Here is a 22,770-nt window from a genome sequence, read left to right on the forward strand (position 1 = left end):
GTCTCCTTTCAACATGCGAATTTTCTGTCATTATAGCACTTTTGGTAAAGGGGTGACCATCACATTTTGCTCTCAGGCATACCCCAGCCTGCAGCCGTGTTTAGCCAATTCTTTGTTAACGCCCGGCTGATAGAACTAATCTTCTTGTCAAAAAGAAATTTTTCGAAGGAAAAAATGTAACTATTAGGTAGATGATAGCGTTTTAAGAGTAATAGCGAAATCCTTCGTTGAAGCTATGAACCTACTACTAATCGGAAAAGGACAATAGATATGATAAAACAAAGAACATTGATTATCGTTTCTCTTTTGTATCTGCTGCTTCCATCGATGTCGGTTTTCGCCGGACCTGAGACGGAGGTGCCTGTCTTGATGTATCATCATTTCAGCTTCGACCAGCAAGATTCCCTGACTGTCCATCCGGATGATTTCAAGGATCAATTGCTCGCGCTGAAGGAAGCGGGCTATACCACGATTAGCGATCAGGATTTAATCGATTATCGCCACGGGAAAAAAGATGCCTTGCCCGAAAAGCCGATCCTACTGACGATGGATGATGGCTACCTCTCTAATTATGAATTAGCGTTTCCAATCTTAGACGAGCTGGAAATGAAGGCGACTCTTTTCATCATCGTAGAAAGGCGGGATCACGGGAATGAAAAACATTTTTCGTGGGAGCAGGCCCGAGAAATGCTCGCTTCAGGACTCATTACATGTCAAACCCATACCTATGATCACCATGACTATATCGAGCCGGAAAATGGAGGCGAGCCCGCCCCAATGCTCGTCACTGTGAAAGAAGGCGAGTCCAGAGAGCAATATAAAGCCCGGATTGAAGAGGACCTCGCTCTTTCGATCACGCGTATCGAGGAAGAACTGGGGGAAGAGGTGTTGTCATTCGCTGCGCCATATGGTGTTTTGAATAAACAGGCGAAGGAAGTGGCCAGAACACTCGGTGTCGAGCTTTTTTATACGGTAAAGCCGAAAATCAATACTGAAAAAAATTTGAAAAAAGGGGTTCTGCACCGAATAAATGTCCCGGGGGGCATGAATGGGGAAGAATTGGTGAAAATGCTTCAATGAAGATGGGTTGGGCCTCGGCAAAAGGCAGGTTTTCCTTTTTGCCGAGGTCGTTTTATGCGCTCTTACAGTCGGGCGGTTGACGTGATGGAAAATGAATTTACTTCTTCGGTCCCTGATACGAGGGTCATGGTGGAGGATGTCAGTATACAGGAGGCGCTGCAGGTTAAAGAAAGGCTGGCCGCGATTGACGGCGTCTCTGACGTGATGTGGCTTGACGATGCGGTAGATATAAAGGTGCCGCTTGAAGTGGCGGATGCAAGTACGGTCGAGACGTACTATAAGGATGAAAAAGCGCTGTTTCAGCTAAGTATTCGTCCGGGTGAGGAAGTCCGGATCACGGATGAAATCTACCAATTAATCGGCGAGGAAGGGGCGATGGCCGGGGAAGCGGTCAATACCGCTACCGCTCAGAAAATGGCCGGGACGGAAACGGTGTATGCCGCCGCCCTGCTTGTGCCGATTATTATCCTGATTCTCGTGCTATCAACGACTTCATGGGTGGAGCCGCTCTTTTTTCTCGTGGCGATTGGGGTTTCTGTTCTGATCAATTTGGGCACGAACATTTTTATCGGAGAGGTGTCCTTTGTCACGCAATCGGTGGCGCCGATTTTACAGCTTGCCGTGTCGCTTGATTATGCGATTTTTCTGTTGCACAGCTTTCAGGAATATCGGAAAAAAACGACTAACCCGGAGGAGGCGATGCAGCTTGCGATGAAGCAGTCATTCGCGCCGATTGCGGCGAGCGCGGCAACGACCTTCTTTGGTTTCATGGCTTTAATGCTGATGAGCTTCGAGCTGGGCGCCGATCTCGGTTTAAGCTTGGTAAAGGGGATTCTGCTCAGCTTTATTAGTGTGATGGTGTTCTTTCCGGCCTTAACCCTGCTGTTTTACAAATGGATGGACAAAACGCAGCACAAAAGCTTTGTTCCAAGTTTTGCGGGAATCGGCCGGCGTGTGATGAAAATGAAGTATCCGTCCTTGCTCCTTGTTCTGGCGATTTTGATTCCAAGCTTTCTCGCGCAAAGCAATACGGCATTCACCTACGGGCTTGGCGAGCAGCCGGAATCAACACGTACCGGCGCCGATTTGCTCGCGATTAAGGAAGCATTTGGCGAATCGACGCCGATTGTGCTGCTCGTGCCAAAAGATGATGTTGTCAAAGAAGAGAGGCTCGTTCAAGAATTGGAGGACATTGAGCATGTCACGAATGTCATTTCTTATGTAAATGCCGTAGGCAGCGCCATTCCGACGGAATATTTGGATGAGGAGGTCACGAGTGAGTTCTTATCAGAGCATTACAGCCGCCTCATCATTAATACCGACCGGGAAAAAGAGGGAGATGTCCCGTTTTCAATTGTGGAAACAGTCCAGGAAAAAGCCGCTTTGTATTACGGCGACGAGACGTTGAGCCTCGGTGAAAGCGTGGCGTTATATGATATTAAAAATACCGTGCAAAAGGACAATACATTTGTCAATACGATGACTGTCGTAACGATTGCGATCGTCCTTCTTCTGACATTCAAGTCAATTTCGATACCGATCATCCTGCTGATCACGATTCAGGCCGCTGTTTGGATCAACTTATCGATTCCGTATTTTACGGACACCTCGTTTGATTTTATCGGCTATTTGATTATCAGTACGGTACAGCTGGCGGCGACGGTCGATTATGCGATTTTATTTACCGAGACGTATAAAGAGAAGCGAAGAGAAATGCCGGCGCTGAAAGCGATCATCGATACATTGGATGAAAAGACATTCTCGATTTCAGTTTCGGCTTCCATTTTGTCGAGCATCGGCTTTATTTTATGGATTACGTCCACGAATCCGGTCGTATCTTCGATTGGACTATTGCTCGGCCGGGGGGCGCTATTAGCCTTTGTCCTCGTTTTCTTCTTCCTGCCGGCGATGCTGTATGTGCTTGATAAAGTGATTCGGAAAACAACATTACAAGCAAACTTTTACAAGGAGAAATGATGATGAAAATGAAACGACTACCGTTTGTCATAGTAGCTGTCATGCTGGTTGCCCCTTCATTTCTTGTCCATGCGTCTCCTGTGGGGGACGAAGCAGGAGAGACGGGGCAGGAAGGGGAAATAAGTGCCAAGGAGGAAGTGATTTATGCCAACTTACTTGCTGACGGTCAATTAGATGAAGTGTTTGTTGTGAACACATTGCATGTCAGTGAAGCGGGGATGATCACCGACTATGGCCGATACAGCAGCCTGAAAAACTTGACGAATGAGGCTGAAATGAAACAATCCGGCGACGAAGTGCGGTTCGCTGCATCGGAGGGAAGCGCCTACTATCAAGGAAATCTTAAGGATCGTCTGGAGCTGCCGTGGGATTTTTCGCTTTCCTACGAGTTGGATGGAGAGGAGATGACGGTCGATGAGCTTGCCGGAGCAAACGGCCGTCTGCAAATCACAATTGATACGTCCCGTAATGAAGACGTTGATCCATCCTTTTTTGAAAACTATTTGCTGCAAATCGCCCTTACGTTTGAAGAAGGTACGTATGAAACACTTGAGACAAGTGACGGGGTGATTGCCAATGCCGGGAAAGATAAGCAAGTGACATTCACCGTGATGCCGGGGGAAGAGAAGGAGCTCAGTTTGTCGGCCGCTGTCACAGACTTTGAGTTTAGTGGAATCGACATCACAGCTGTGCCGCCGGCGATGGCGATCGAGGCTCCCGGAGCTGACGAAATCGCAGGAGAATTCAGCTCGCTGACAGCTGGAGTCAAGGAGATGGATGATGGAGTAGGCGAGCTGAAACAGGGTATTTCGCAGCTGAATGACGGCTTGCGCAGCCTTGAAAATGGCTCTGCTGAATATAAAAAGGGAATCGATGAAATGACAGGTTCCTCGGCGGAACTGGTGAAGGCGTCCTCAACCATTGAACAGGCGTTAAAAGAGGTTAGCCAGTCCCTTCAGCTGACAGAGGAGATGGATGTCGGAGACTTGCAGCAATTGCCGGACGGCCTTTTCCAGCTGGCGGATGCTCTTAAGGAAACCTCACAGGGCCTGGTGCAGCTCCGCGAGCAGTATGCAACTGCCTACAATCAAGTTAATGAGGCGATGAACGGCATTAGCGGTCAGCAGGTCAGTCAGGAGCAAATCGAGCAATTGTATGCGAGCGGCGCAGACCGTGATGTCATTGACCGGCTCGTTGAAGCATACTCCGCCGCGCAAAAAGCGAAGGCAACCTATGAAGCCGCGAAACAAGGCTTTGACGCGGTTGATTCCATACTGGAGGAAGTGAGCGCCGGAACAAAGGAAATGGCAAACCGCTTAACGGCAATTGCAGACGGTCTTAATAAGTCACTCAGCGGGATGGATGGGCTCGACTCGTTTTCCCAGCTACAAGAAGGACTGTCAGCGTTAGCGGTTAATTACAGCGAGTTTCACCAAGGGCTTGTGAGCTATACAGGTGGGGTTGGACAATTGTCTGCTGCTTACAGTGAGCTGCATCATGGAATCGGTGAAGTCACAGAAGGAAGCGGTGAACTAGCAACCGGGGCTGACGCTCTTCACAACGGTACAGGTAAGCTGCATGAGGCGACGAGCGGTCTGCCTGAGCAGATGCAGGAAGAGATTGATGCGATGATTTCCGATTACGACAAATCGGACTTTGACCCAGTTTCCTTTGTTTCCGAAAAAAATCACAATGTCGAGACCGTGCAGTTCGTAATCAAAACCGCAGGAGTTGAAATAGAAGAGCCGGAGGAGGCACCGGCTGAACGAGAAGAAGAGAAGTCATTCTGGACGAAGCTGCGTGAGTTGTTTTCGAGGGAGTAATGCCACGAGTGGGTAGTGGAGATGTCTCGGAGGGTCTTTTCAACCTTTTGAGACATCTCTTTTTTTAAAAGGACGCTACACGTTCTTCTTACATCTTAAACCCGTAGAGCAGGACACGGAGGGAATCCATCACTTGATCAATGGCCTGCTGGCGATCAGGGTGTTCAGCGATCCAGAGAGCCGCTTCGTTCATCGCCCCTGACAGGCAATGTGTCATCGCTTCGATGGAGATTGGCTTGATCATGCCTTGTTTCTGCAAGAGCTCCAGATGCTCCATTAATGACTTCATCGAGTGTTGCTGATCCATTTTGCGGAACGTGTCCCAGCCTAAAATCGCCGGGCCGTCCACTAATAATATGCGGTGATTTTGGGCTTCCGAAGCTGAGACGACAAAGGCGCGGCAGCCGAGAAGCAGTTGCTCCCATAAGTCTGTGCTTTTCATCGCCTCGGTTTCGATCTGTCGGGCGATATCGCGCTGAACCTCTTCAAATACAGCGAGAAAAAGCCCTTTTTTGCTGGTGAAATGATGATAAAGCGCCCCGCGTGTTAATCCGGCTTCCTGGACAATTTCCTCGAGGGCGATATTCGTGTAGCCTTTTGCAGCAAAAAGCTCTCTGGCGATGGCGGTTATTCGTTGGATTGTCATATCGGTTTCTTCTTTTGTTTTTCTCATCGTGATTTTTCCTCTTTTCACTGTTTGACAAAACCGTTCACTCGCGCAAGGAGTTGGACGGCTTTGTTTTCTTCCCGCTTGATCAAAGTTCTTAATCCATGCTTGATGATCCGCTCATTGATCCGTCGGCGATCAGCTAGGCATGTTTCGAGCCAGTTGATTACCAATTGCGGATGTTCCTTCGATACATCATTGATATGATTGGCGACAGACTTTTGCACATAGGCAGAAGGGTCATCAAGCAGATGTTCCAATAAGTGCAGATTATAGCCGGGATCGTTTTGAAGCGGCGCTATTCTTTTGGCCCAAGGCAGGCGAGGGCGTGTCCCTTCACTAACGAGCCGTCTGACATGTGGGTTCGCATCGGTGATCCAACTTTGAAGATACGCGATAGCACGGTCAGTGTCCAATTCAAGATATGGACGGATCGCATATTCGGACGTATGACGCTTGGTGATCTCCATTAGAGCAAGCATGGAAGCATGAAAATGGTGAAGACCGTATTTTTCTACAAAATACGCAACAGGCATTAAAAAGTAGCCGTTTGTAAACATGCCCTCTTCGGTTTCGTTTTCCGGTCCTAAAATTTGGAGCAGGATCGACAGGGCGCGTTCATAGTCGGCGGGCAAGTGGCTCTGCAACTCGGTTGTGATGACGTCGACCCGCGCCTTCAGCTCTTTGTCTTCAACATTCTTCGCGACATTGGCAATGAATGATTTTGAGTTGAAATGTGAATCGTGCCGCTCGATTAAACATGATAGCCGTTCAGCGAGCCGCTGATCGAAATAGAATTTTAAAGGAGTGTACGCGGCCCCATTATTCATCCTTCCACACTTGCTCTTCATATTGCGCCTGGAATGACGAGTCAGGGGGAATGACGGTGATGACATCGATAAGAATGCCATTCGGATCACTGGTAATAAAATGGCGTTGACCAAATGGTTCATCGCGAATATCCAGATGCAACGGCAAATGCTGTTCGTTAATGAATGTCTGGTAAAGCTGATCAACGTCATCGACTTCAACATTCAGAATCATTCCTTGTACTGGCTTGCCAAAAGCTTGGGGGATCGTCTCGTGCGTTTGATCCAAAACGGCCAACTCATCGCCTGTCTCTTCCTTTTTCAAGCTTACATACCAATCGGCTTCAAAAACAACGGAAAAGCCAAATAAAGACTGATAGAACTGACTCGTTTCGGTAAGGCGGTCGGTCATAATGACAGGATAAAAGCTGTTCCATTTCATTTTGCTCACTCCTTCTCTAAGTTGAGTTCATCTTAACATACATACAGTATGTATGTAAAAGGGTTTTATAAAGGGTTGACAGCCGCTCTCTTTGTATATATCTTTAAGATATATCTTAAAGATATGGAGGCGCGAATGAAGGTCGAAACGAAGTGGATTATTTTAGGGATTTTGACGACGGGCTGCCGAACCGGCTATGAGATAAAAAAGCTGATTGATGTCAGCTTCAGTCATTTTTGGAAAATGAGCTACGGTCAGATTTATCCGGCTTTGAAGGCACTTGTTGAAGAAGGCTATGCCGTCCAAGTGGCCATAAATAAGGAAGGGGAGCCGGAGCGCAAGGAATACACGATTACAGAAAACGGAAAAAAGAAGCTTCAGGAATGGCTCACTGTGCCGGTGCAGGAGACGGGACTGCATAAAAGCGAGCTGCTTGTTAAACTGTTCTTTGGCAAGGAAATGAGCCGCGAGCAGGCGTTTCAGCACGTAGAAGAACATGAGCGTCTGCTGCAGTTGAAGCTGACTGTGTATGAGCAAATTGAAAAGGACATCCGCGACCACCCGGACGCGGAGTTTTGGCTGTATACGCTTGATTATGGCAAGGAGATTGCAAAGGCCGAATTAAGCTGGTGTAAAAAAACAAAGGAGAGGATAAAGTGAATAAACGTTATACGGCTCCAAATGATCGCGATATTGTACTGTTTATCATTGGCATGCGGATTCAGCAATGGTGGAATATTAAGGCGTGGTGGCCGGTATTTACCGCGATGCCACCGATGATGAAAGAGCTTTACGCAGAAAAGGATAATGGTTTTCTTTCCCATAATGCAGCATGGGGCGGTCGAACGATTGTCTTTACCCAGTATTGGGAGGACATCGAGAGCCTTCATGCCTATGCTCATGGACAGACACATTTAAAGGCATGGACTCATTTTTATCAAAAGGCGGCAAAAACAAAGGCGGTCGGTGTGTTTCATGAAATATGCTATCAAGGCGGGCAGCTATGAAGCAATTTATGCCAATATCGCCCGGCCGCTCGGCTTGTCGCGTGCTTTGTCTCCACTGGAGGTGTCCTCTTCTTCGACACTGAAAGACAGGATGAAGAAAGGAAGCTGACTTCCGATCGAAGCTGATGAAAAAGTGAAAATCGTCCTTTTTCATCAGCTTTTCTTTGGATCAGTCATTTAAATTGCTTCTTTTCTTATGCAGAATTATGCTCTCTTTCGTAGTATCATGGAAGGACAGAACATGAGATTAAGCGAAAATGGGGGAGCAGCAATGGAAGCATACTATGATGTCATCATCATTGGCGGAGGCTCGATGGGGATCGCGGCTGCCTATTATGTGGCAAAGAGCGGAAAAAAGGTGCTGGTGCTTGAGCAATCGACGATTCCAAACAACATTGGCAGTCATCACGGGGAAACGCGTATTTTCAGAATGGGCTATGGAGACGGAGGGCAATATGTACCGCTTTTAAAGGAAGCGCTGGCGCTTTGGAAAGAGCTTGAGAAAGAGACAGGTCGGACGCTGTTTCAGCAAGTCGGTGCCTTGTCGATTGGGTATCGGGATTCCGGCTTTGTGCGGGAAACGATTGAAAGCTCGCGTGAGCATCGGCTGGAGCATGAAGTGTTGACTGCTGAGGAGATTGAACGGCGTTGGCCGGGCTTTCATCTGCCGGCTGATTTCAAAGGATGCTTTGACCCGGTATCCGGCTTTTTGTTAAGCGAAGCCTGTGTCCTGGCTTATAAGGAAGCCGCGATGCGGCATGGCGCGACGATTCATGAAAACACGCGGGTGGAAGCGATTGAGGAGCAGGGTGATGCTGTTCATATCAAGGCTAGCGGCCGGCTGTTCAGAGGGCGCAAAGCGATCGTTACGGCCGGGGCGTGGAGTGCGAAGCTTTTGCCGGAGCTCGCGCTGCCGATTGAAGTCGTGCGGAAAGCGGTAGGCTGGTTTGAGACAGAGGGGACCATCTACCGTGATCATTTCCCATGCTTTGTCGTCGATCTGCCGGACGATGAGTGTTATTACGGGTTTCCGGATATGGACGGCAGCGGAGTGAAGGTCGGGCGGATGGATTTGGGAGATGAAACCGATCCGGATACGATTGACCGGGCGTTTTATGAAGAAAAGGATGAACGGGACTTGCGAAGCTTTTTGGCGAATTTCATGCCGCAGGCGGAAGGGAAGTTGCTGAATAAGGGGATATGTATGTTTTCCAATACGCCGGATCATCATTTCATCATCGATACGGCGCCGGGAACGGAGCGTGTCATCATGGCCGCCGGCTTTTCCGGCCACGGTTTCAAATTCGCCAGCGTTATTGGCGACATTTTGCGTGAGCTGGCGATCGAGGGCAGGACGAAGCGAGATATTGCTTTTCTCGGACTTGAGCGATTTGCGAAAGAGTAGGAGAAAAGGTGTTGTTAAAACGGGGCGTTCAGTTAACCCCGTCTTTTTTATTTTATTTTGCAAAAAAGGAGAGGGCAGGTAGAAAAAGGTAGTAGAAGGGCAAAATAAGTAAATCCTGATTCCGTCTCAATCTATTGTGAAATCAGGACATTTCCTTCATGTTGCCGATCTGGATTGAACTCTTCCTGGAAATCATAGAAAATAAACTAAAATGAATGGAAACAGGAGTCGGGAGGGATAACGATGAAGCCGATAACGGTTTTGGTCGCGGATGATGATGAAGAGATTGGTGAACTCGTTGCGATTCATTTAGAGAAGGAAGGATACAAGGTCATTAAAGCGGTGGATGGGCAGGAGGCTGTTGATGCGATTGAAGCACAGCCGGTCGATCTGCTGATTCTCGATATTATGATGCCGAAGTTGGACGGATATGAAGTCACCCAACTCGTTCGTGAGCGGCATAATATGCCGATTATTTTTCTGAGCGCCAAGACATCTGATTTTAATAAGGTACACGGGTTGGTGATCGGTGCCGATGACTATATGACAAAGCCGTTTGCTCCGATTGAATTGGTCGCGCGGGTAAATGCCCAGCTGCGGCGTTTTACGAAATTAAATCAGCAACAGCCTGAGCAGCAGGCGGGTCTGGAATATGGAGGGTTGGTTATTTCTCCAGAACAACGTACAGTTCTGCTTTATGATGAACGGATTGAGCTGACACCGAAGGAATTTGATATTTTGTACTTGCTGGCGAGCCATCCGAAGAAAGTATATAGTGTGGAGAATATCTTTCAGCATGTATGGGGTGAGGCGTATTTTGAACGTGATAATACAGTGATGGTTCATATTCGGACGCTGCGGAAAAAGCTGAAGGAAGATACAAGAAAAAACAAATGGATTAAAACTGTCTGGGGAGTTGGGTATACGTTCAATGGGTAAAATGCTGCGCAGTTTTCGTTCAAAGATGATTCTCTTGTTTGGGATAAGCATGCTGCTTGCGGGTGTTACGACATATATTATTTATAAAGGTCTGCAATTTTACTATTATACGGTCGTCGATTACGAGGATCAGTTGACCCGACTTCGTTCCTTTATCAGATCGGTTGGTGATGTTAACTTCTTTTTGCTGATTTTTATTCCGCTTTCAATTCTGTTTTTCTTTATCCTGAGCAAGAGGTATTCTACCTATTTCAAGGAGATCTCCAACGGCATTCATTTTCTCGCCCGCGGTGACTTTACTCATCGCGTTCAAGTCCGTTCGAAGGATGAGTTCGGCGAGATTGCCCGCGACATTAATCTGGCGAGCGAGCAATTACAGCAGGCGATTGAGAGAGGGGAGTTTTCTGAAAGCAGCAAGGATCAGCTCGTCGTCAATCTCGCCCATGATCTGCGGACGCCGCTCACCTCCGTAATAGGCTATATTGATTTAATTTTGAAGGATAACAAGTTAACGGAGGAGCAGGTCAGGCATTTTTTAACGATTGCCTATACAAAATCCCAGCGCTTGGAGAGGCTGATCGAAGAACTGTTTGAAGTGACGCGAATGAATTACGGGATGCTGCCACTTGAAAAAAGAACGATAAATCTCAGTGAGCTGCTTCATCAATTAATAGAGGAAATGTATCCTGTTTTCGAGAAGAGTAAAGTGAGCGCCCGAATGAATATGGAGCCACAATTAGCGGTCTTCGGTGATGGAGACCTGCTGGCGCGCGTATTTGAAAACCTGCTGGTCAATGCCAATCGCTATGGCTCTGATGGTCAGTATATTGATATTCATGGCTTTTCCGAGGCCGGGGAAATCGTCGTTCAAGTGATCAATTATGGCGGCCTTATCGCCGAGGAGGAGCTTCCGCATTTGTTTGAGATGTTTTATACCGGCGACAAGGCTCGTAGCCATCAGGCGGCCAGTACCGGACTTGGCCTGTTCATCGCAAAAAATATCGTCGAGCAGCATAGTGGAACGATTACCGCCGAAAGCAGCGTCATCCGGACGATGTTTGAAGTGCGTCTGCCACAGGAGGGGGCGAACGAACAGATTTAAGAAAAATTTAAGCTTTTCCCTGCTTTTTATTTAAAAGGTTTTGTCTACGCTATAGTCAGTTGTGATGTAGGGGGAACCGAAAATGAAAAAGTGGGGATTTTTATTACTATTAACTGGCTGTCTCGTTTTTGTCATTGTTGAGCGGGTGCCATTTTTGCACCAGCATGAAGTGGAGATTCAGCAATACGAACAAGAGGCTTCCGAAAGGGTGGAGCAAAAAGAGATTAGAAAAGAACAACTCTATCAGGGAAATCTGATTTTGGTAAACGCGGAATACCCTGTTCATCAGGAGGGTGTAAGGTCTGATATCGTCAATTTATATGAGGCGCCTGAATTGACAAAAGGCTATACCCTGTTAAATAGCGGCATCTATTTATCAACAGAGGTGGCACTCGCTTTTTCTGAGATGGTCGCTGCCGCGGAGCAGGACGGGGTGCAGCATTTTGTCATAAACAGCGGCTTTCGTGATTTTGAGGAACAAGGTGAGCTTTATCAAACGATGGGAGCCGACTATGCGCTGCCAGCAGGCTATAGTGAGCATAATGTCGGAGTGGCGCTTGATGTAGGTTCGACCGAGACGACGATGTATGAGGCCGATGAAGGAATATGGATAGAGAAAAACGCTTGGAAATACGGCTTTATTTTACGCTATCCAAAGGATAAAACAGAGATTACCGGCATTGAATATGAGCCGTGGCATATCCGCTATGTCGGCTTACCTCATAGCGCGGTGATGAAGGAAAAGAACTTTGTGTTGGAAGAATATTTAGCTTATTTAAAAGAAGAAGAGAAGATTTCCATTACGGTTAACGGCGAAAGCTATACCGTTGCTTATTATCCTTTTTCAGAAGGGATGACCATTCCGGTGCCGGAAAATCACGAGTATGAGCTGTCAGGGGACAACAGTGACGGTGTGATTGTGACGGTGTTTGAATAGATGCCGCGATTTAGTCAGGTTGAAAACTAAAGAGTGGTGAGTTCATTATTAGTGGGATGGCCTATCGTGGAGGCGACATGTACATTTCTTTGTTAGATTGGGTGATGATAAAGGCAGTACGACGGATGCTGGAGCGAGGAGAATCATATGAAACCAACTGTTGCGATTATTTCTATTCCGGTCAAAAGCCTGGAAAGAGCTGAAAGATTTTATCGGGAGATGTTTGAGCTAGCAGAGGATCAAATTTCAGCTGGTGATGATCATCTTGCTTTCTTTCTCGAGGGAGGGCTCTCTCTCGTGTTAGTGGAACGCGCGGCATTTGCTGAAATGACGGGACAAAAGCTTGAAGATGCCGGGCCATCGACGCTTATTCTGAGCCATACTGCTGATACGGAAGCAGAAGTCGATGATATTCTGATAAAGGCTGAAAAAGAAGAAGGAAAGATTTTTAAGCAGGGGACTGCAAATGAATGGGGCTACAGCGGTTCCTTTAAGGACCCTGATGGGCATGTTTGGGAAATAACAGCTTGGAAAAGCGAATAAGGGTTAGCGGAAGAAAAGGGGGATCATGTTGGTTCTCCTAATGATGAGTTTCCGATTAGCACATTCGACAACTTGGGATCAAACCTATACAGTTGCGCTTACGGGACTACCAAACTCTCGTCATATAAAAAATCAACCAGCGCTCACCGATTTTCAATTGGTGCGCGCTGGTTGTTTTGTTTTCTCCGCTTCCTAAAAAGCGAGGATTTGAATTAGCTTAATACTTTCTTCGCGTCAGAAGATGTTGTTTTAATGTCAAAACGGTCAGCATTCATTACTTTCACCCAAGCAGCGATGAAGTCACGGACAAACTTCTCTTTGTTGTCGTCCTGTGCATAAACTTCTGCAAGGGAACGAAGGACAGAATTTGAACCGAAGACGAGATCGAATCTCGTTGCCGTACGAACAACCTCACCTGTTTGACGGTCGCGTCCTTCATACAGGTTGTGGTCAACCGGCTTCCACTCGATACCCATGTCAAGCAGGTTCACAAAGAAATCGTTTGTGAGAGCGCCGACACGATCAGTGAAGACACCGTGCTGAGTACCGCCATAGTTTGTACCAAGAACACGCATACCACCGATAAGAACGGTCATTTCCGGTGCAGTAAGCGTTAAAAGCTGTGCCTTGTCGACGAGAAGCTCTTCCGGGCTTACGCTGTACTGCTTCTTCAAATAGTTGCGGAATCCGTCAGCGTAAGGCTCAAGTACATCGAAGCTCTCTGCATCTGTTTGTTCTTCTGTCGCATCGCCACGTCCAGGAGTGAACGGAACTGTTACATCGAAGCCGGCATCCTGAGCAGCTTTTTCGACGGCGGCGCTACCACCTAGTACAATTAAATCAGCGAGGCTGACTTTTTTATCAAGTCCGTTTTGAATATCTTCAAGAACCGAAAGCACTTTTGCAAGCTGCTCAGGCTGGTTCACTTCCCAATCCTTTTGTGGAGCAAGACGGATGCGTGCTCCATTGGCGCCACCGCGCATATCGGAGCCGCGGAATGTGCTGGCGGAAGCCCAGGCTGTTGTGACAAGCTCGCTTACGCTAAGACCTGAAGTCAGGATTTTTCCTTTAAGCTCTTCGATTTCAGCATCAGTTAATTCATAATCAACAGTTGGAATCGGATCCTGCCAGATAAACTCTTCTTCCGGAACTTCCGGTCCAAGGTAGCGGGCGCGAGGACCCATATCACGGTGAAGAAGTTTAAACCAGGCACGGGCAAATGCATCTGCAAATTCGTCCGGGTTGGCATGGAAACGACGTGAAATTTTTTCGTATTCAGGATCGTAGCGCAATGCCATATCCGTCGTAAACATTACTGTTGGTACTTTAACAGAAGGATCTTCGGCATCCGGTGCGAGATCTTGTTCATCTGGATCTACCGCAAGCCATTGATAAGCACCCGCCGGACTCTTTGTGAGCCACCATTCGTATTTGAATAGCAGGTCAAAGTAACCATTATCCCATTGCGTAGGGTTAGCCGTCCAAGAACCTTCAAGTCCACTGGTGATCGTGTCGCGGCCTTTACCGCTACCATGTGTGCTTAACCAACCAAAGCCTTGAGCTTCAATCGATGCTGCTTCTGGTTCTGCACCGACATGTGCCGCGTCTCCTGCACCGTGTGCCTTACCGAATGTATGACCACCGGCGATCAGGGCAACTGTTTCTTCATCATTCATTCCCATACGAGCGAATGTTTCGCGAATATCTTTCGCACTTGCCAACGGATCTGGTTTTCCGTTAGGTCCTTCTGGATTTACATAGATCAGACCCATTTGGACAGCGGCTAATGGATTTTCCAGCTCGCGGTCACCGGAGTAACGTTTGTCAGCGAGCCATTCTGTTTCAGAACCCCAGTTGACGTCTTCTTCTGGATGCCAGATGTCAGGACGTCCTGCACCGAAACCGATTGTTTTTCCGCCCATTGATTCAATGGCAACATTACCTGCAAGGACAAGTAAGTCAGCCCATGAGATCTTGTTACCGTACTTTTGCTTAATTGGCCATAGAAGACGGCGAGCTTTATCAAGGTTGCCGTTGTCAGGCCAGCTGTTTAATGGAGCAAAGCGCTGCGCACCGGTTCCGCCGCCTCCACGGCCGTCGCCTGTCCGGTACGTACCAGCAGCATGCCAGGACATACGAATAAAGAATGGACCGTAATGTCCGTAGTCAGCAGGCCACCAATCCTGGCTGTTCGTCATTAGTTCCTCAAGATCTTTCTTAAGAGCAAAGTAATCGAGCTTCTGGAACTCCTCTGTGTAATCAAAATCGTCATCCATCGGATTTGACTTTGTATCATGCTGTTGAAGAATATTTAAGTTTAACGCGTTTGGCCACCAATCTTTATTTGTTGTGCCGCGGGACTTGTTGCTTGTAGCGCTGCCGTGGAAAGGGCATTTTTCGATATTTCCGTTGTTTTCCATAAACAATTTCTCCTCCCTGTTTTAAATAAGAATTAATATAGAAAGATTATCTTTCTAGCAGTAAGAAAATATACTAACTAGATACCAATAATCATTCTCATATTATAATTATAATAAATTATTCCTGAAATGAAAAGGATAAAATCTCAATCCTGAAAATTTTCATTTGATAGAGTGGTGGAATCCTTTGTTAACTGGTACTTTCACGCTGACTGACGACTATGAACTTTTTGTGAATGGCGATAAATCCGTTTTCGACATAATTGATAAAAAAGTTGTCGAAATGAGAAAGGGAAACGAATAAGCTGTCCTTAATTGAAAATCAATTAGCGTAGTCAAGCGTCCATTATTCTACTACTATGATGAGATGATTGAAAAAATCAATAAATGAAAGAAAAAACCTCGCAAAAAGCAATTGCGAGGTTTCAGTACTAAGGAGCAGGTCACCAAGCCACCATAAATCGTAGCCATCACCACGTATTGCGAAAAAGCTTCAAGAAGAAGAGAGAAGAGCGGTCATGCCCTCCAAACGACCATTCTATCAGACAAGCTTATTTTCTCTTTTTCCACTTCGGCCAGCGAAACGCTGGCACATGCTGGAGCATTGCTTCAAAAAGGAGTGCCCATTGCTGTTCGGACAATGTCGAGATCGGCGTCTCCGTTTTTAGAGCGAGCCGGCGCCGAAGATGCTTCAGCTGCGGCGGAGTGAAAATGCCTTGCAGCGCCAAATTGACGGGAAGTCCCGGCTTGTGGAGCGCGTAATCGGCCAGGCCTCTAAAGGCCAAGTATTTGGCCGGCGGAATCAATGGCGTCTTTTTCCGCTTGATCGTGATCAAAGCCGAATCGACTTTTGGTGGTGGCGAAAAGTTCTTTCGCGAAATGTCTTTTACATAGCGGATATCAAAGAACATCCGCCAGGCAATCACATAGGCGTCCTTAATGAAGTGGGAGGTGAAGCGCTTCGCCGCACCCTTCTCCATCACGATGACCCCGCGTTGAAAAGGACCGGCCGGATGATCGAGTAACCGTTTCATAATCGGCGTTGTGATAGAGTAAGGAATATTGGACACGACGACAAAAGGCTGCTTCGGCATCGGCATCGTAAGAATATCGTGATGAATGACCTTCACATTCGGATGTGGCGTCATTTTCCGCCGCAAATAGTCCACTAATTTCTGGTCAAATTCAACGGCCAGCACGCGCTGTGCTCTTGAAGTGAGAACGGTCGTCAGTGCGCCCTTGCCAGCGCCCAGATCAAGCACGGTCTCGTGCGAAGCGATGGTAGCATGAGCGATAATTTCCTCGATCAGCTTTCGATTGTGCATAAAATGTTGGCCGGGAAAGTTCGGCTCTTTTTGATTGTTGATCTTTTTCGTCTTTGAATATTTATTGCAGGTCATGTTGGATCTCCCTTTCTTAAGAAAAACGCGTAGCGGCTTTTCTTAGAAGCGGCGTGCGGAGCCGTTACAATGGTTTAAGGATGGCTGAGAACAGGCTTTTTTCAGCCATCCGAGTAACGCGCGAAGCCGCCGCCCCACCCTGAATGATTAAAAAAAATCACAGGCTGCTGCCTGTGACGAAAGAGCAAAAGGGAAAAGATCGATCCGGATTTCGTTGCACATCAAAGACAAGAGCTGCAATCGCTTTCCAGGTGAGTGGAAACCAAATGCATCTCTTATTCAAGGTACAATAAAAAAGAAAGGCAGAAAAAATCTACCTTTCCTCACATTGCGAACAGCCACCAGAAGGTTCACTGATTCCTATTCTTTCTATAAACAATGAAGATTATTGAAAAAGGACAGACTTATCCCATTTACTCTGTTAGCACAAACAGAGCCTTTGAACGTATTAAATTACCGGTTCAAAGTTGGGAAACGTAGTCTCATTGAATGTGTCACTTTTTCATAATCCTCCTTACTGTTAAATAATAGTTCGTACGTTGCTTATTGTAAGGGGTGCCTGTGCGGTTGTCAAAGGAAAATTCAGCCGTTTTATTGAACAGGTTCGGCGCTTTTTGGCTAAAAGCAGAAGAGTGGTCATTTTTGAAGGATAAGAAAGGAATAAATGGCTGCTTCAAACAGGAATAAAGGAGGGGTTTTAGTTTGGAGGCAAACTGTATTATTTGTCGTGATTTCGGCAGCCCTCAGGAGGTTCTGAGGGTGGAACAGAAAAAAGTGGAGCCACCGCAGGATGACGAGATTCTTGTAAGGATGCTGGCCCGGCCGATTAATCCGTCTGATTTGATACCGGTTAGCGGTTCTTATGCTCATCGTATTTCTTTACCTCATATTCCTGGGTATGAAGGGGTCGGTATTGTCGAGCAGGCGGGACCGCTTGCTCCGCATCACCTCGTTGGAACGCGCGTGTTGCCGTTACGGGGAGAAGGAACGTGGCAGGAGTACGTCAAGACGCAAGGGAAATGGGCGGTGCCTGTTCCTGACCGGATTGATCATTTCACGGCGGCGCAAATGTATATAAACCCTGTTACAGCCTGGGTTGTGTGTACCGAAGTATTGAATCTCAGTTTCGGTGATGTGCTGGCGGTCAATGCCTGTGGCTCGGCGATTGGGCGTCTTTTTGCGCAATTGGCTCGTGTGTTGGGCTTTCGACTGATTGCTGTGACGCGAGATGATCGGCATACGGAGCAACTGCTTCAGCTTGGAGCCTCCGCTGTAATTCATGCAGCTGAGCAGAATATAGCGGAAGCAATGTGGGAATTGACCGATGGCCGCGGTGTTCATGCGGCCATTGATTCGGTTGGCGGCGCAGCTGGCAATGAGCTGGCTTATGGGGGTCCGGCCGAGAGGAATGTTTTTATCGATAGGTCTGCTATCGGGGAAACAGGTGAATTGGGAAGAGATCGTCAAACAAGCGGGAGTCCAAGCCAACCTGTTTCATTTGCGGCATTGGAACAAGGACGTTTCTGCTGCGAAATGGCAGGAAACGTTTCAGCAGTTGATCAGGCTGATCGAAAGCCAGCAAGTACGGCTGATGGAGGCGGTTCAGCAATACGACTTAATCGAAGTAAAAAAAGCAGTCGCTGCCGTTGAAACGTTTTCCGGCGTCAATGGGAAAGTGTTTTTAACGAGCGAGTAAGGTGGGGGCGTGATTGTCCGGCAATATGCTCTCCCCGTTTTTAGAAAACGTCCCGGAGTAACACAGGATGAGAAATGGAGGCTGGGAAAGTCAGGAGCGAATGAAGATGTGTAAGAAAAGCAGATCGGGGAATAAGAAACAAACAAGGATAGAATTGGCGGGATCAGCGCAAAATATCGTTCAGAGAGGGTTCGCCAAAAACTTGCTTTTCTGTACAGATTTTCATCAAATGATCAAGGGAGTGAACAGCTTTGAAGATGAAGTATTTCGTCAGTCTGCTTGGCATTCTTGTGTTAATCGGTTGTGGAGCAAATGAGGAGCCGAATCAGTCGACAGTGGATGACTCATTCCAGGGAGGGGAACCGGTCGTTGATGAAGGAAATCAAGACGGAGACGCCGCCGGGTCTGTGGCGGCTGAACGCGGCGTAAAAGAGTTTGATCTTGATCTCGATTTCGTCGATGGCGGAGACTGGGACTATGACTATGAAGTTAATGGCGAGGTAAGGGCGAAAGTTGAAAAAGAAGACAATGGCGAAAAGCGTGAAATCAGTGGAGAAGAGGCTCAGCAGGAAATTGAATCGATTTTAAGCCAGGTCGTCATTGATCAAGCACGAACGACAGAAAGCATCACAAGTGATATTTTGGACATTCTTGAGGTGCCACAGGATCAGCTGAAGCAGTTTACATTGGAGATCGAGTATCAGGATGGAGAGAGGCTTGATTTTAAACAGAATTTTTAAGTTCGTTTTTGGAGCCGCGGCCACGATTTCATAAGGGCGGCGGCTTTTCCTGTGCCCCTTCATTTCTCCAAAATTGAAAAGGGACGGTGTTACTCTGTAGAAAAAGGTTCAACATAAAAGAGCAATGGGGGAAGAAAAAGTGTCTAACGTGCTGCTGGGGATATATGTGGGTGAGGATGAAATGGCAATCAGTGACATTCCAATTGGAGCGTGTCTGAGTTGCGCTGGGATTTTTCTGAATATCGATCATTTTCATAGTGCCGCAGTACCGAGGGGGAAAAGAGATCTGTCACGCTAAGGAACAGGATGTGTCTTTTGATGCATCCTGGTTTTTTATACTAAATTTCGGATCATTCTACACGCCGCTTTTAAAAAAGGACGCTGCATGTTTTTCTAAAAAAAATCAAATTGACCACACTGGTCGAACGTGTTATGCTGAATTCGACCGGGGTGGTCTAAAGTTTGTGAAAGGAGGGATTCCTTTGTTGGAACGCTTTGAGGCGCTGGAGGAAACGAAGCGAAAGCGTATTTTGGAGGCGGCATTTCATGAGTTTGCCGAGAATGGCTATGAACAGGCATCGACGAATCGGATCGTGAAAGCTGCCGGGATCGGCAAGGGTATGCTCTTTTATTATTTTGAGAACAAAGAATCGCTTTATCATTACTTGATCGATTACGCGATTAGGGTGTTAGATGAACACTATTTGAACAAAATTGATTTGACGGAAACCGACTTTATCGAGCGGTTGAAAAAAATGGCGATTCTGAAATGGGAAGTCTTTGCCGAATATGAAACACTCGGTAACTTTATGGCGACAGTTGGTCTGAATCTCGAGGAGCCAGTGCTACCGCAACCGCTAAGAAGCAAAATCGAAAACATGCAAGCGGTTTTCGGGAAAGTGATGAACGACAATATTGATCATACGAAGTTTCGCGATGATGTTGATGTGCAAAAAGCGTTCGATTTGATCCGCTGGTCGATGGAAGGGTACCGAATTGAGCTAATGGAGAAATTTAAAGGGAGGAAGCTGACCGATATTGATATGGAGCCGTATTGGCAAGACTATTACGAATACCTCGATATTTTAAAAGCCTGTTTTTACAAGAAAGGGGAATGATCATGAGTGTACTTGCTACGCAATCATTAACCAAACAATTTGGCAGCTTCACGGCATTAAAGGATGTGTCGATTGATGTTCGGGAAGGCGAGGTGTACGGGTTTATCGGCCCGAATGGAGCAGGGAAATCAACGACAATCCGCATTTTGCTTGGTGCGTTAAAAGCGTCAGGCGGAAGGGCTGAGATTTTTGGAAAGGACGTCTGGCAGGAGGCGGTTGAGATTCATAAGCGCTTGGCCTATGTACCTGGAGACGTCCATTTGTGGCCGAATTTAACAGGGGGCGAAGTAATAGATTTATTCGGCCGGATGCGCGGCTCCTACAATCAAAAAAGAAAAGATGAGCTGATGGAGCTGTTCAGCTTCGATCCTTCGAAAAAGTGCCGGACGTATTCAAAGGGAAACCGACAAAAGGTGGCGCTGATTTCGGCGTTTTCCTCGGAGGCCGATCTCTTCATTTTGGATGAACCGACGTCCGGGCTTGATCCGCTGATGGAGAGGGTGTTTCAGGAATGTGTTGCACAGGAAAAAGCGCAGGGGAAGAGCATCCTTCTTTCCAGCCATATTTTGTCGGAGGTCGAGCGGCTTTGTGATCGTGTCGGAATCATTCGTGAAGGGGAAATGATTGAAACGGGCACATTGGAAGAGCTGCGCCATTTAACGCGGACGAATTTGACGGTTAAAACGAAGGAGCCTCTTACCGGGCTGACGGGACTGAAAGGAGTTCATGATGTCAGGGAGGAGGATGGAACTGTTCATCTTCAAGTAGATGGAGAAGAACTCGAGCTGGTGATGAAGCATATTAGCGGCTATGGGATCGTCAAGCTGGAAAGTGCGCCGCCGACATTGGAGGATTTATTTATGCGCCACTATGAAGGAGGAGGTGCTGAAAGATGACGGTTTTTCACCACACAGCAGCGATGGTCCGCTTTATTGTCCGCCAGGATCGTCTGCGCCTGTTCATTTGGATGATGAGCCTTGTCGCAGCGAGTGTGGCGACAGCATCCTCTTTTACGGGCCTGTATGCGTCAGATGAAGAAAGACAGGCGATGGCGCTGACGGTGGATAACCCGGCAATGACGGCGATGCTCGGACCGGGCTATGGTCTTGACCATTATACGGAAGCGGCGATGATGGCACATCAAATGCTACTGCTGACGGCGGTCGTTGTCGCGGTGATGAACATTTTGCTCACAACGCGGCATACGCGGGCGCCGGAAGAGGACGGTCGGCTGGAAATGCTGCGTTCCCTGCCATTCGGCAAGCTTTCGCAGCTCAGTGCGGCATTGATTGTCATGACAGGAGCGAATCTCCTTCTTGCGCTGTTGACGGCTTTCGGCCTGTATGCGCTCGACATTGAAAGCATTGATTTGCAGGGATCTTTGCTATATGGCGCCGTCCTTGGCGGCACAGGGCTTTTTTTCGCGACAGTGACCGCGATTTTCGCCCAGCTCTCTGAGAGCGCGAGAGGAACACTCGGCCTCTCCTTTGCGTCACTCGGTCTTGCCTACTTCCTGCGGGCAATTGGTGATGTATCGAGTGAGGCGCTCTCTTGGCTGTCTCCACTCGGCTGGGCAGTCAGAACGAAAACCTATGTGGAGAATGAGTGGGGTCCGCTCTTTCTATTGGTTGCCGCTGCCGTTCTGCTTTTTGTTATCGCTCTGCGCCTTCAGCTGGTGCGTGATTTGGATGCCGGATTTTTGCCCGCGCGGGCCGGAAGAAAAGAGGCATCCGCTTTCCTGCAAGGCCCGCTTGCCCTGGCAATCCGTCTGCAACGGACGGCAATGATTTCCTGGCTTGTGGCGATGGCCTTGTTAGGTGCGTCCTATGGCTCAGTTCTCGGCGATCTGGAGACGTTTTTTTCGTCAAATGAAATGATGGCCGACATGTTTGCCTCGGCAGAAGGCGTGTCCATGACGGAGCAGTTCATTTCCATGATTATAATGGTACTGGCGCTGGCGGCGGTGATCCCGGCCTTGCTTGTGATCTTTAAGTTGAAAGCGGAAGAGCGTAAACAGCGCAATGAACATGTGCTGACAAGAGCGGTGTCGCGCGGACGCCAGCTTGGCAGCTATGCCGGCTTTGCCCTTGCCATCAGCATCTGTATGGTCGTCATATCCGCGCTGGCGCTCGGACTGACAGGAGCGGCGGTGATGGATGAGCAGCTTCCAATCGGGCAATTCATTGGTGCGGCCCTTGCTTATGTGCCGGCACTGTTTGTCATGGTAGGTGTTGGGGCGCTCCTTGTCGGCGCTCTTCCACGGGCAAGTGTCCTCGCCTGGCTCTATTTAGCCTTTTCCTTTATTGTAAGCTATTTTGGCGGGCTGTTTCAGTTCCCGGACTGGCTCGCGCGCCTGACGCCGTTTGGTCATGTGCCGCAGCTGCCGCAGGATGAATTCAACTATGGTTCTGCGGGAGTGCTTCTTCTTGTTGCAGCGGTACTATTCGCCCTCGCCTTCCTAGGCTACAGGCGCCGTGATATTCAAGGGTAAGTACAAACCAGGGTGTGCCGTTTTTGGCTGGCGGCCCTGGTTTTTTATTGTAAAAAGAAAACCCTAGGCTAGGCCTAGGGTTCCGGAAAGCTTCCAGCGAGGTATGAAAAAAACTCCTTCGTGATGCTACGATATATGTGGTTCGCCAACCAATATATCAAGCAAATGGAGGAG

At 47.8% G+C, this 22,770-nt stretch carries 20 protein-coding genes and 1 pseudogene; 15 read left to right on the plus strand and 6 right to left on the minus strand.

Annotated features, from left to right (window positions below; translation table 11 throughout):
- Positions 1–270 precede the first annotated feature (270 nt).
- Genes M3212_RS19330 through M3212_RS19340 form a run of 3 tightly spaced genes read left to right on the plus strand, consistent with a single transcriptional unit; the run spans position 271 to position 4,880 of the window.
- Positions 271–1,080 (plus strand): polysaccharide deacetylase family protein, encoded by an 810-nt coding sequence (locus tag M3212_RS19330; RefSeq protein WP_251195593.1) that lies wholly within the window; start codon positions 271–273, stop codon positions 1,078–1,080.
- A gap of 54 nt (positions 1,081–1,134) precedes the next feature.
- Entirely contained in the window at positions 1,135–3,057 is a 1,923-nt protein-coding gene (locus M3212_RS19335) for an efflux RND transporter permease subunit (protein WP_251195594.1), read from the plus strand.
- A 2-nt stretch (positions 3,058–3,059) separates the two neighbouring features.
- A complete protein-coding gene (locus M3212_RS19340; protein ID WP_251195595.1) occupies positions 3,060–4,880 on the plus strand; it encodes a YhgE/Pip domain-containing protein in 1,821 nt (606 codons plus the stop codon).
- Positions 4,881–4,968: 88 nt separating this feature from the next.
- Here the strand turns inward: M3212_RS19340 and M3212_RS19345 are convergent, their stop codons facing one another.
- The 3 genes from M3212_RS19345 to M3212_RS19355 are packed head-to-tail and all read right to left on the minus strand — an operon-like array spanning position 4,969 to position 6,798.
- Positions 4,969–5,553, minus strand: coding sequence for a TetR/AcrR family transcriptional regulator (locus M3212_RS19345; protein ID WP_251195596.1), 585 nt, complete (start codon positions 5,551–5,553; stop codon positions 4,969–4,971).
- Between the two features lie 17 nt (positions 5,554–5,570).
- On the minus strand, positions 5,571–6,377 hold the full coding sequence (locus M3212_RS19350) for a DNA alkylation repair protein (RefSeq protein ID WP_251195597.1): 807 nt from the start codon (positions 6,375–6,377) through the stop codon (positions 5,571–5,573).
- Positions 6,370–6,798, minus strand: coding sequence for a VOC family protein (locus M3212_RS19355; protein ID WP_251195598.1), 429 nt, complete (start codon positions 6,796–6,798; stop codon positions 6,370–6,372). The genes M3212_RS19350 and M3212_RS19355 overlap by 8 nt, the downstream gene beginning before the upstream one ends.
- Positions 6,799–6,933: 135 nt before the next feature.
- Here M3212_RS19355 and M3212_RS19360 point away from each other — a divergent pair, with 135 nt between their 5' ends.
- The 7 genes from M3212_RS19360 to M3212_RS19390 all read left to right on the plus strand — a co-directional run bounded on the left by M3212_RS19360 (position 6,934) and on the right by M3212_RS19390 (position 12,731).
- Positions 6,934–7,458 (plus strand): PadR family transcriptional regulator, encoded by a 525-nt coding sequence (locus tag M3212_RS19360; RefSeq protein ID WP_251195599.1) that lies wholly within the window; start codon positions 6,934–6,936, stop codon positions 7,456–7,458.
- Complete coding sequence (locus tag M3212_RS19365) at positions 7,455–7,805, plus strand: DUF4188 domain-containing protein (protein WP_251195600.1); 351 nt, start codon at positions 7,455–7,457, stop codon at positions 7,803–7,805. The genes M3212_RS19360 and M3212_RS19365 overlap by 4 nt, the downstream gene beginning before the upstream one ends.
- Before the next feature lie 241 nt (positions 7,806–8,046).
- On the plus strand, positions 8,047–9,210 hold the full coding sequence (solA, locus tag M3212_RS19370; RefSeq protein WP_251195601.1) for an N-methyl-L-tryptophan oxidase: 1,164 nt from the start codon (positions 8,047–8,049) through the stop codon (positions 9,208–9,210).
- A 243-nt stretch (positions 9,211–9,453) separates the two neighbouring features.
- Positions 9,454–10,149, plus strand: a complete 696-nt coding sequence (locus M3212_RS19375) for a response regulator transcription factor (RefSeq protein WP_251195602.1) — start codon at positions 9,454–9,456, stop codon at positions 10,147–10,149.
- Positions 10,142–11,251 carry a sensor histidine kinase gene (locus M3212_RS19380; RefSeq protein WP_251195603.1) on the plus strand — a complete coding sequence of 370 codons (1,110 nt, stop codon included), beginning with the start codon at positions 10,142–10,144 and terminating at the stop codon, positions 11,249–11,251. The genes M3212_RS19375 and M3212_RS19380 overlap by 8 nt, the downstream gene beginning before the upstream one ends.
- Positions 11,252–11,333: 82 nt before the next feature.
- Positions 11,334–12,188, plus strand: coding sequence for a M15 family metallopeptidase (locus M3212_RS19385; RefSeq protein ID WP_251195604.1), 855 nt, complete (start codon positions 11,334–11,336; stop codon positions 12,186–12,188).
- Between the two features lie 147 nt (positions 12,189–12,335).
- Positions 12,336–12,731 (plus strand): VOC family protein, encoded by a 396-nt coding sequence (locus M3212_RS19390; RefSeq protein WP_251195605.1) that lies wholly within the window; start codon positions 12,336–12,338, stop codon positions 12,729–12,731.
- A 212-nt stretch (positions 12,732–12,943) separates the two neighbouring features.
- Here M3212_RS19390 and katG read toward each other — a convergent pair whose 3' ends face one another.
- The 3 genes from katG to M3212_RS22435 form a co-directional block, all read right to left on the minus strand.
- Positions 12,944–15,151, minus strand: coding sequence for a catalase/peroxidase HPI (gene katG / locus M3212_RS19395; RefSeq protein ID WP_251195606.1), 2,208 nt, complete (start codon positions 15,149–15,151; stop codon positions 12,944–12,946).
- A gap of 551 nt (positions 15,152–15,702) precedes the next feature.
- Positions 15,703–16,551 carry a 23S ribosomal RNA methyltransferase Erm gene (gene erm, locus M3212_RS19400; protein ID WP_251195607.1) on the minus strand — a complete coding sequence of 283 codons (849 nt, stop codon included), beginning with the start codon at positions 16,549–16,551 and terminating at the stop codon, positions 15,703–15,705.
- A 453-nt stretch (positions 16,552–17,004) separates the two neighbouring features.
- On the minus strand, positions 17,005–17,049 hold the full coding sequence (locus M3212_RS22435) for an erythromycin resistance leader peptide (RefSeq protein ID WP_156177705.1): 45 nt from the start codon (positions 17,047–17,049) through the stop codon (positions 17,005–17,007).
- Between the two features lie 204 nt (positions 17,050–17,253).
- Here M3212_RS22435 and M3212_RS19405 point away from each other — a divergent pair.
- The 5 genes and pseudogenes from M3212_RS19405 to M3212_RS19425 all read left to right on the plus strand — a co-directional run bounded on the left by M3212_RS19405 (position 17,254) and on the right by M3212_RS19425 (position 22,596).
- Positions 17,254–18,247, plus strand: a pseudogene (locus tag M3212_RS19405) (zinc-dependent alcohol dehydrogenase family protein).
- A gap of 257 nt (positions 18,248–18,504) precedes the next feature.
- The gene (locus M3212_RS19410) at positions 18,505–18,987 is read left to right on the plus strand and encodes a YusW family protein (protein WP_251195613.1); all 483 of its coding nucleotides are present in this window, start codon (positions 18,505–18,507) and stop codon (positions 18,985–18,987) included.
- A 482-nt stretch (positions 18,988–19,469) separates the two neighbouring features.
- The gene (locus tag M3212_RS19415) at positions 19,470–20,105 is read left to right on the plus strand and encodes a TetR/AcrR family transcriptional regulator (RefSeq protein WP_251195608.1); all 636 of its coding nucleotides are present in this window, start codon (positions 19,470–19,472) and stop codon (positions 20,103–20,105) included.
- Between the two features lie 2 nt (positions 20,106–20,107).
- Complete coding sequence (locus tag M3212_RS19420) at positions 20,108–21,001, plus strand: ABC transporter ATP-binding protein (RefSeq protein ID WP_251195609.1); 894 nt, start codon at positions 20,108–20,110, stop codon at positions 20,999–21,001.
- Positions 20,998–22,596: an ABC transporter permease gene (locus M3212_RS19425; protein WP_251195610.1), complete on the plus strand. Its 1,599-nt coding sequence runs from the start codon at positions 20,998–21,000 to the stop codon at positions 22,594–22,596. The genes M3212_RS19420 and M3212_RS19425 overlap by 4 nt, the downstream gene beginning before the upstream one ends.
- Positions 22,597–22,770 lie beyond the last annotated feature (174 nt).

It is taken from the genome of Halalkalibacter oceani (genome assembly GCF_023715705.1).
In the GTDB taxonomy this organism is placed as follows: Bacteria; Bacillota; Bacilli; order Bacillales; family Bacillaceae_D; genus Halalkalibacter; species Halalkalibacter oceani_A.

Coding starts and splice junctions, on each gene's coding strand:
- M3212_RS19340 (WP_251195595.1), top strand. CDS start 3,060: ATGAAAATGAAACGACTACCGTTTGTCATAGTAGCTGTCATGCTGGTT.
- M3212_RS19425 (WP_251195610.1), top strand. CDS start 20,998: ATGACGGTTTTTCACCACACAGCAGCGATGGTCCGCTTTATTGTCCGC.
- erm (WP_251195607.1), bottom strand. CDS start 16,551: ATGACCTGCAATAAATATTCAAAGACGAAAAAGATCAACAATCAAAAA.
- M3212_RS19360 (WP_251195599.1), top strand. CDS start 6,934: ATGAAGGTCGAAACGAAGTGGATTATTTTAGGGATTTTGACGACGGGC.
- M3212_RS19390 (WP_251195605.1), top strand. CDS start 12,336: ATGAAACCAACTGTTGCGATTATTTCTATTCCGGTCAAAAGCCTGGAA.
- M3212_RS19335 (WP_251195594.1), top strand. CDS start 1,135: ATGCGCTCTTACAGTCGGGCGGTTGACGTGATGGAAAATGAATTTACT.
- solA (WP_251195601.1), top strand. CDS start 8,047: ATGAGATTAAGCGAAAATGGGGGAGCAGCAATGGAAGCATACTATGAT.
- M3212_RS19410 (WP_251195613.1), top strand. CDS start 18,505: ATGAAGTATTTCGTCAGTCTGCTTGGCATTCTTGTGTTAATCGGTTGT.
- M3212_RS19385 (WP_251195604.1), top strand. CDS start 11,334: ATGAAAAAGTGGGGATTTTTATTACTATTAACTGGCTGTCTCGTTTTT.
- M3212_RS19355 (WP_251195598.1), bottom strand. CDS start 6,798: ATGAAATGGAACAGCTTTTATCCTGTCATTATGACCGACCGCCTTACC.
- M3212_RS19380 (WP_251195603.1), top strand. CDS start 10,142: ATGGGTAAAATGCTGCGCAGTTTTCGTTCAAAGATGATTCTCTTGTTT.
- M3212_RS19350 (WP_251195597.1), bottom strand. CDS start 6,377: ATGAATAATGGGGCCGCGTACACTCCTTTAAAATTCTATTTCGATCAG.
- M3212_RS19330 (WP_251195593.1), top strand. CDS start 271: ATGATAAAACAAAGAACATTGATTATCGTTTCTCTTTTGTATCTGCTG.
- katG (WP_251195606.1), bottom strand. CDS start 15,151: ATGGAAAACAACGGAAATATCGAAAAATGCCCTTTCCACGGCAGCGCT.
- M3212_RS19420 (WP_251195609.1), top strand. CDS start 20,108: ATGAGTGTACTTGCTACGCAATCATTAACCAAACAATTTGGCAGCTTC.
- M3212_RS19345 (WP_251195596.1), bottom strand. CDS start 5,553: ATGAGAAAAACAAAAGAAGAAACCGATATGACAATCCAACGAATAACC.
- M3212_RS19375 (WP_251195602.1), top strand. CDS start 9,454: ATGAAGCCGATAACGGTTTTGGTCGCGGATGATGATGAAGAGATTGGT.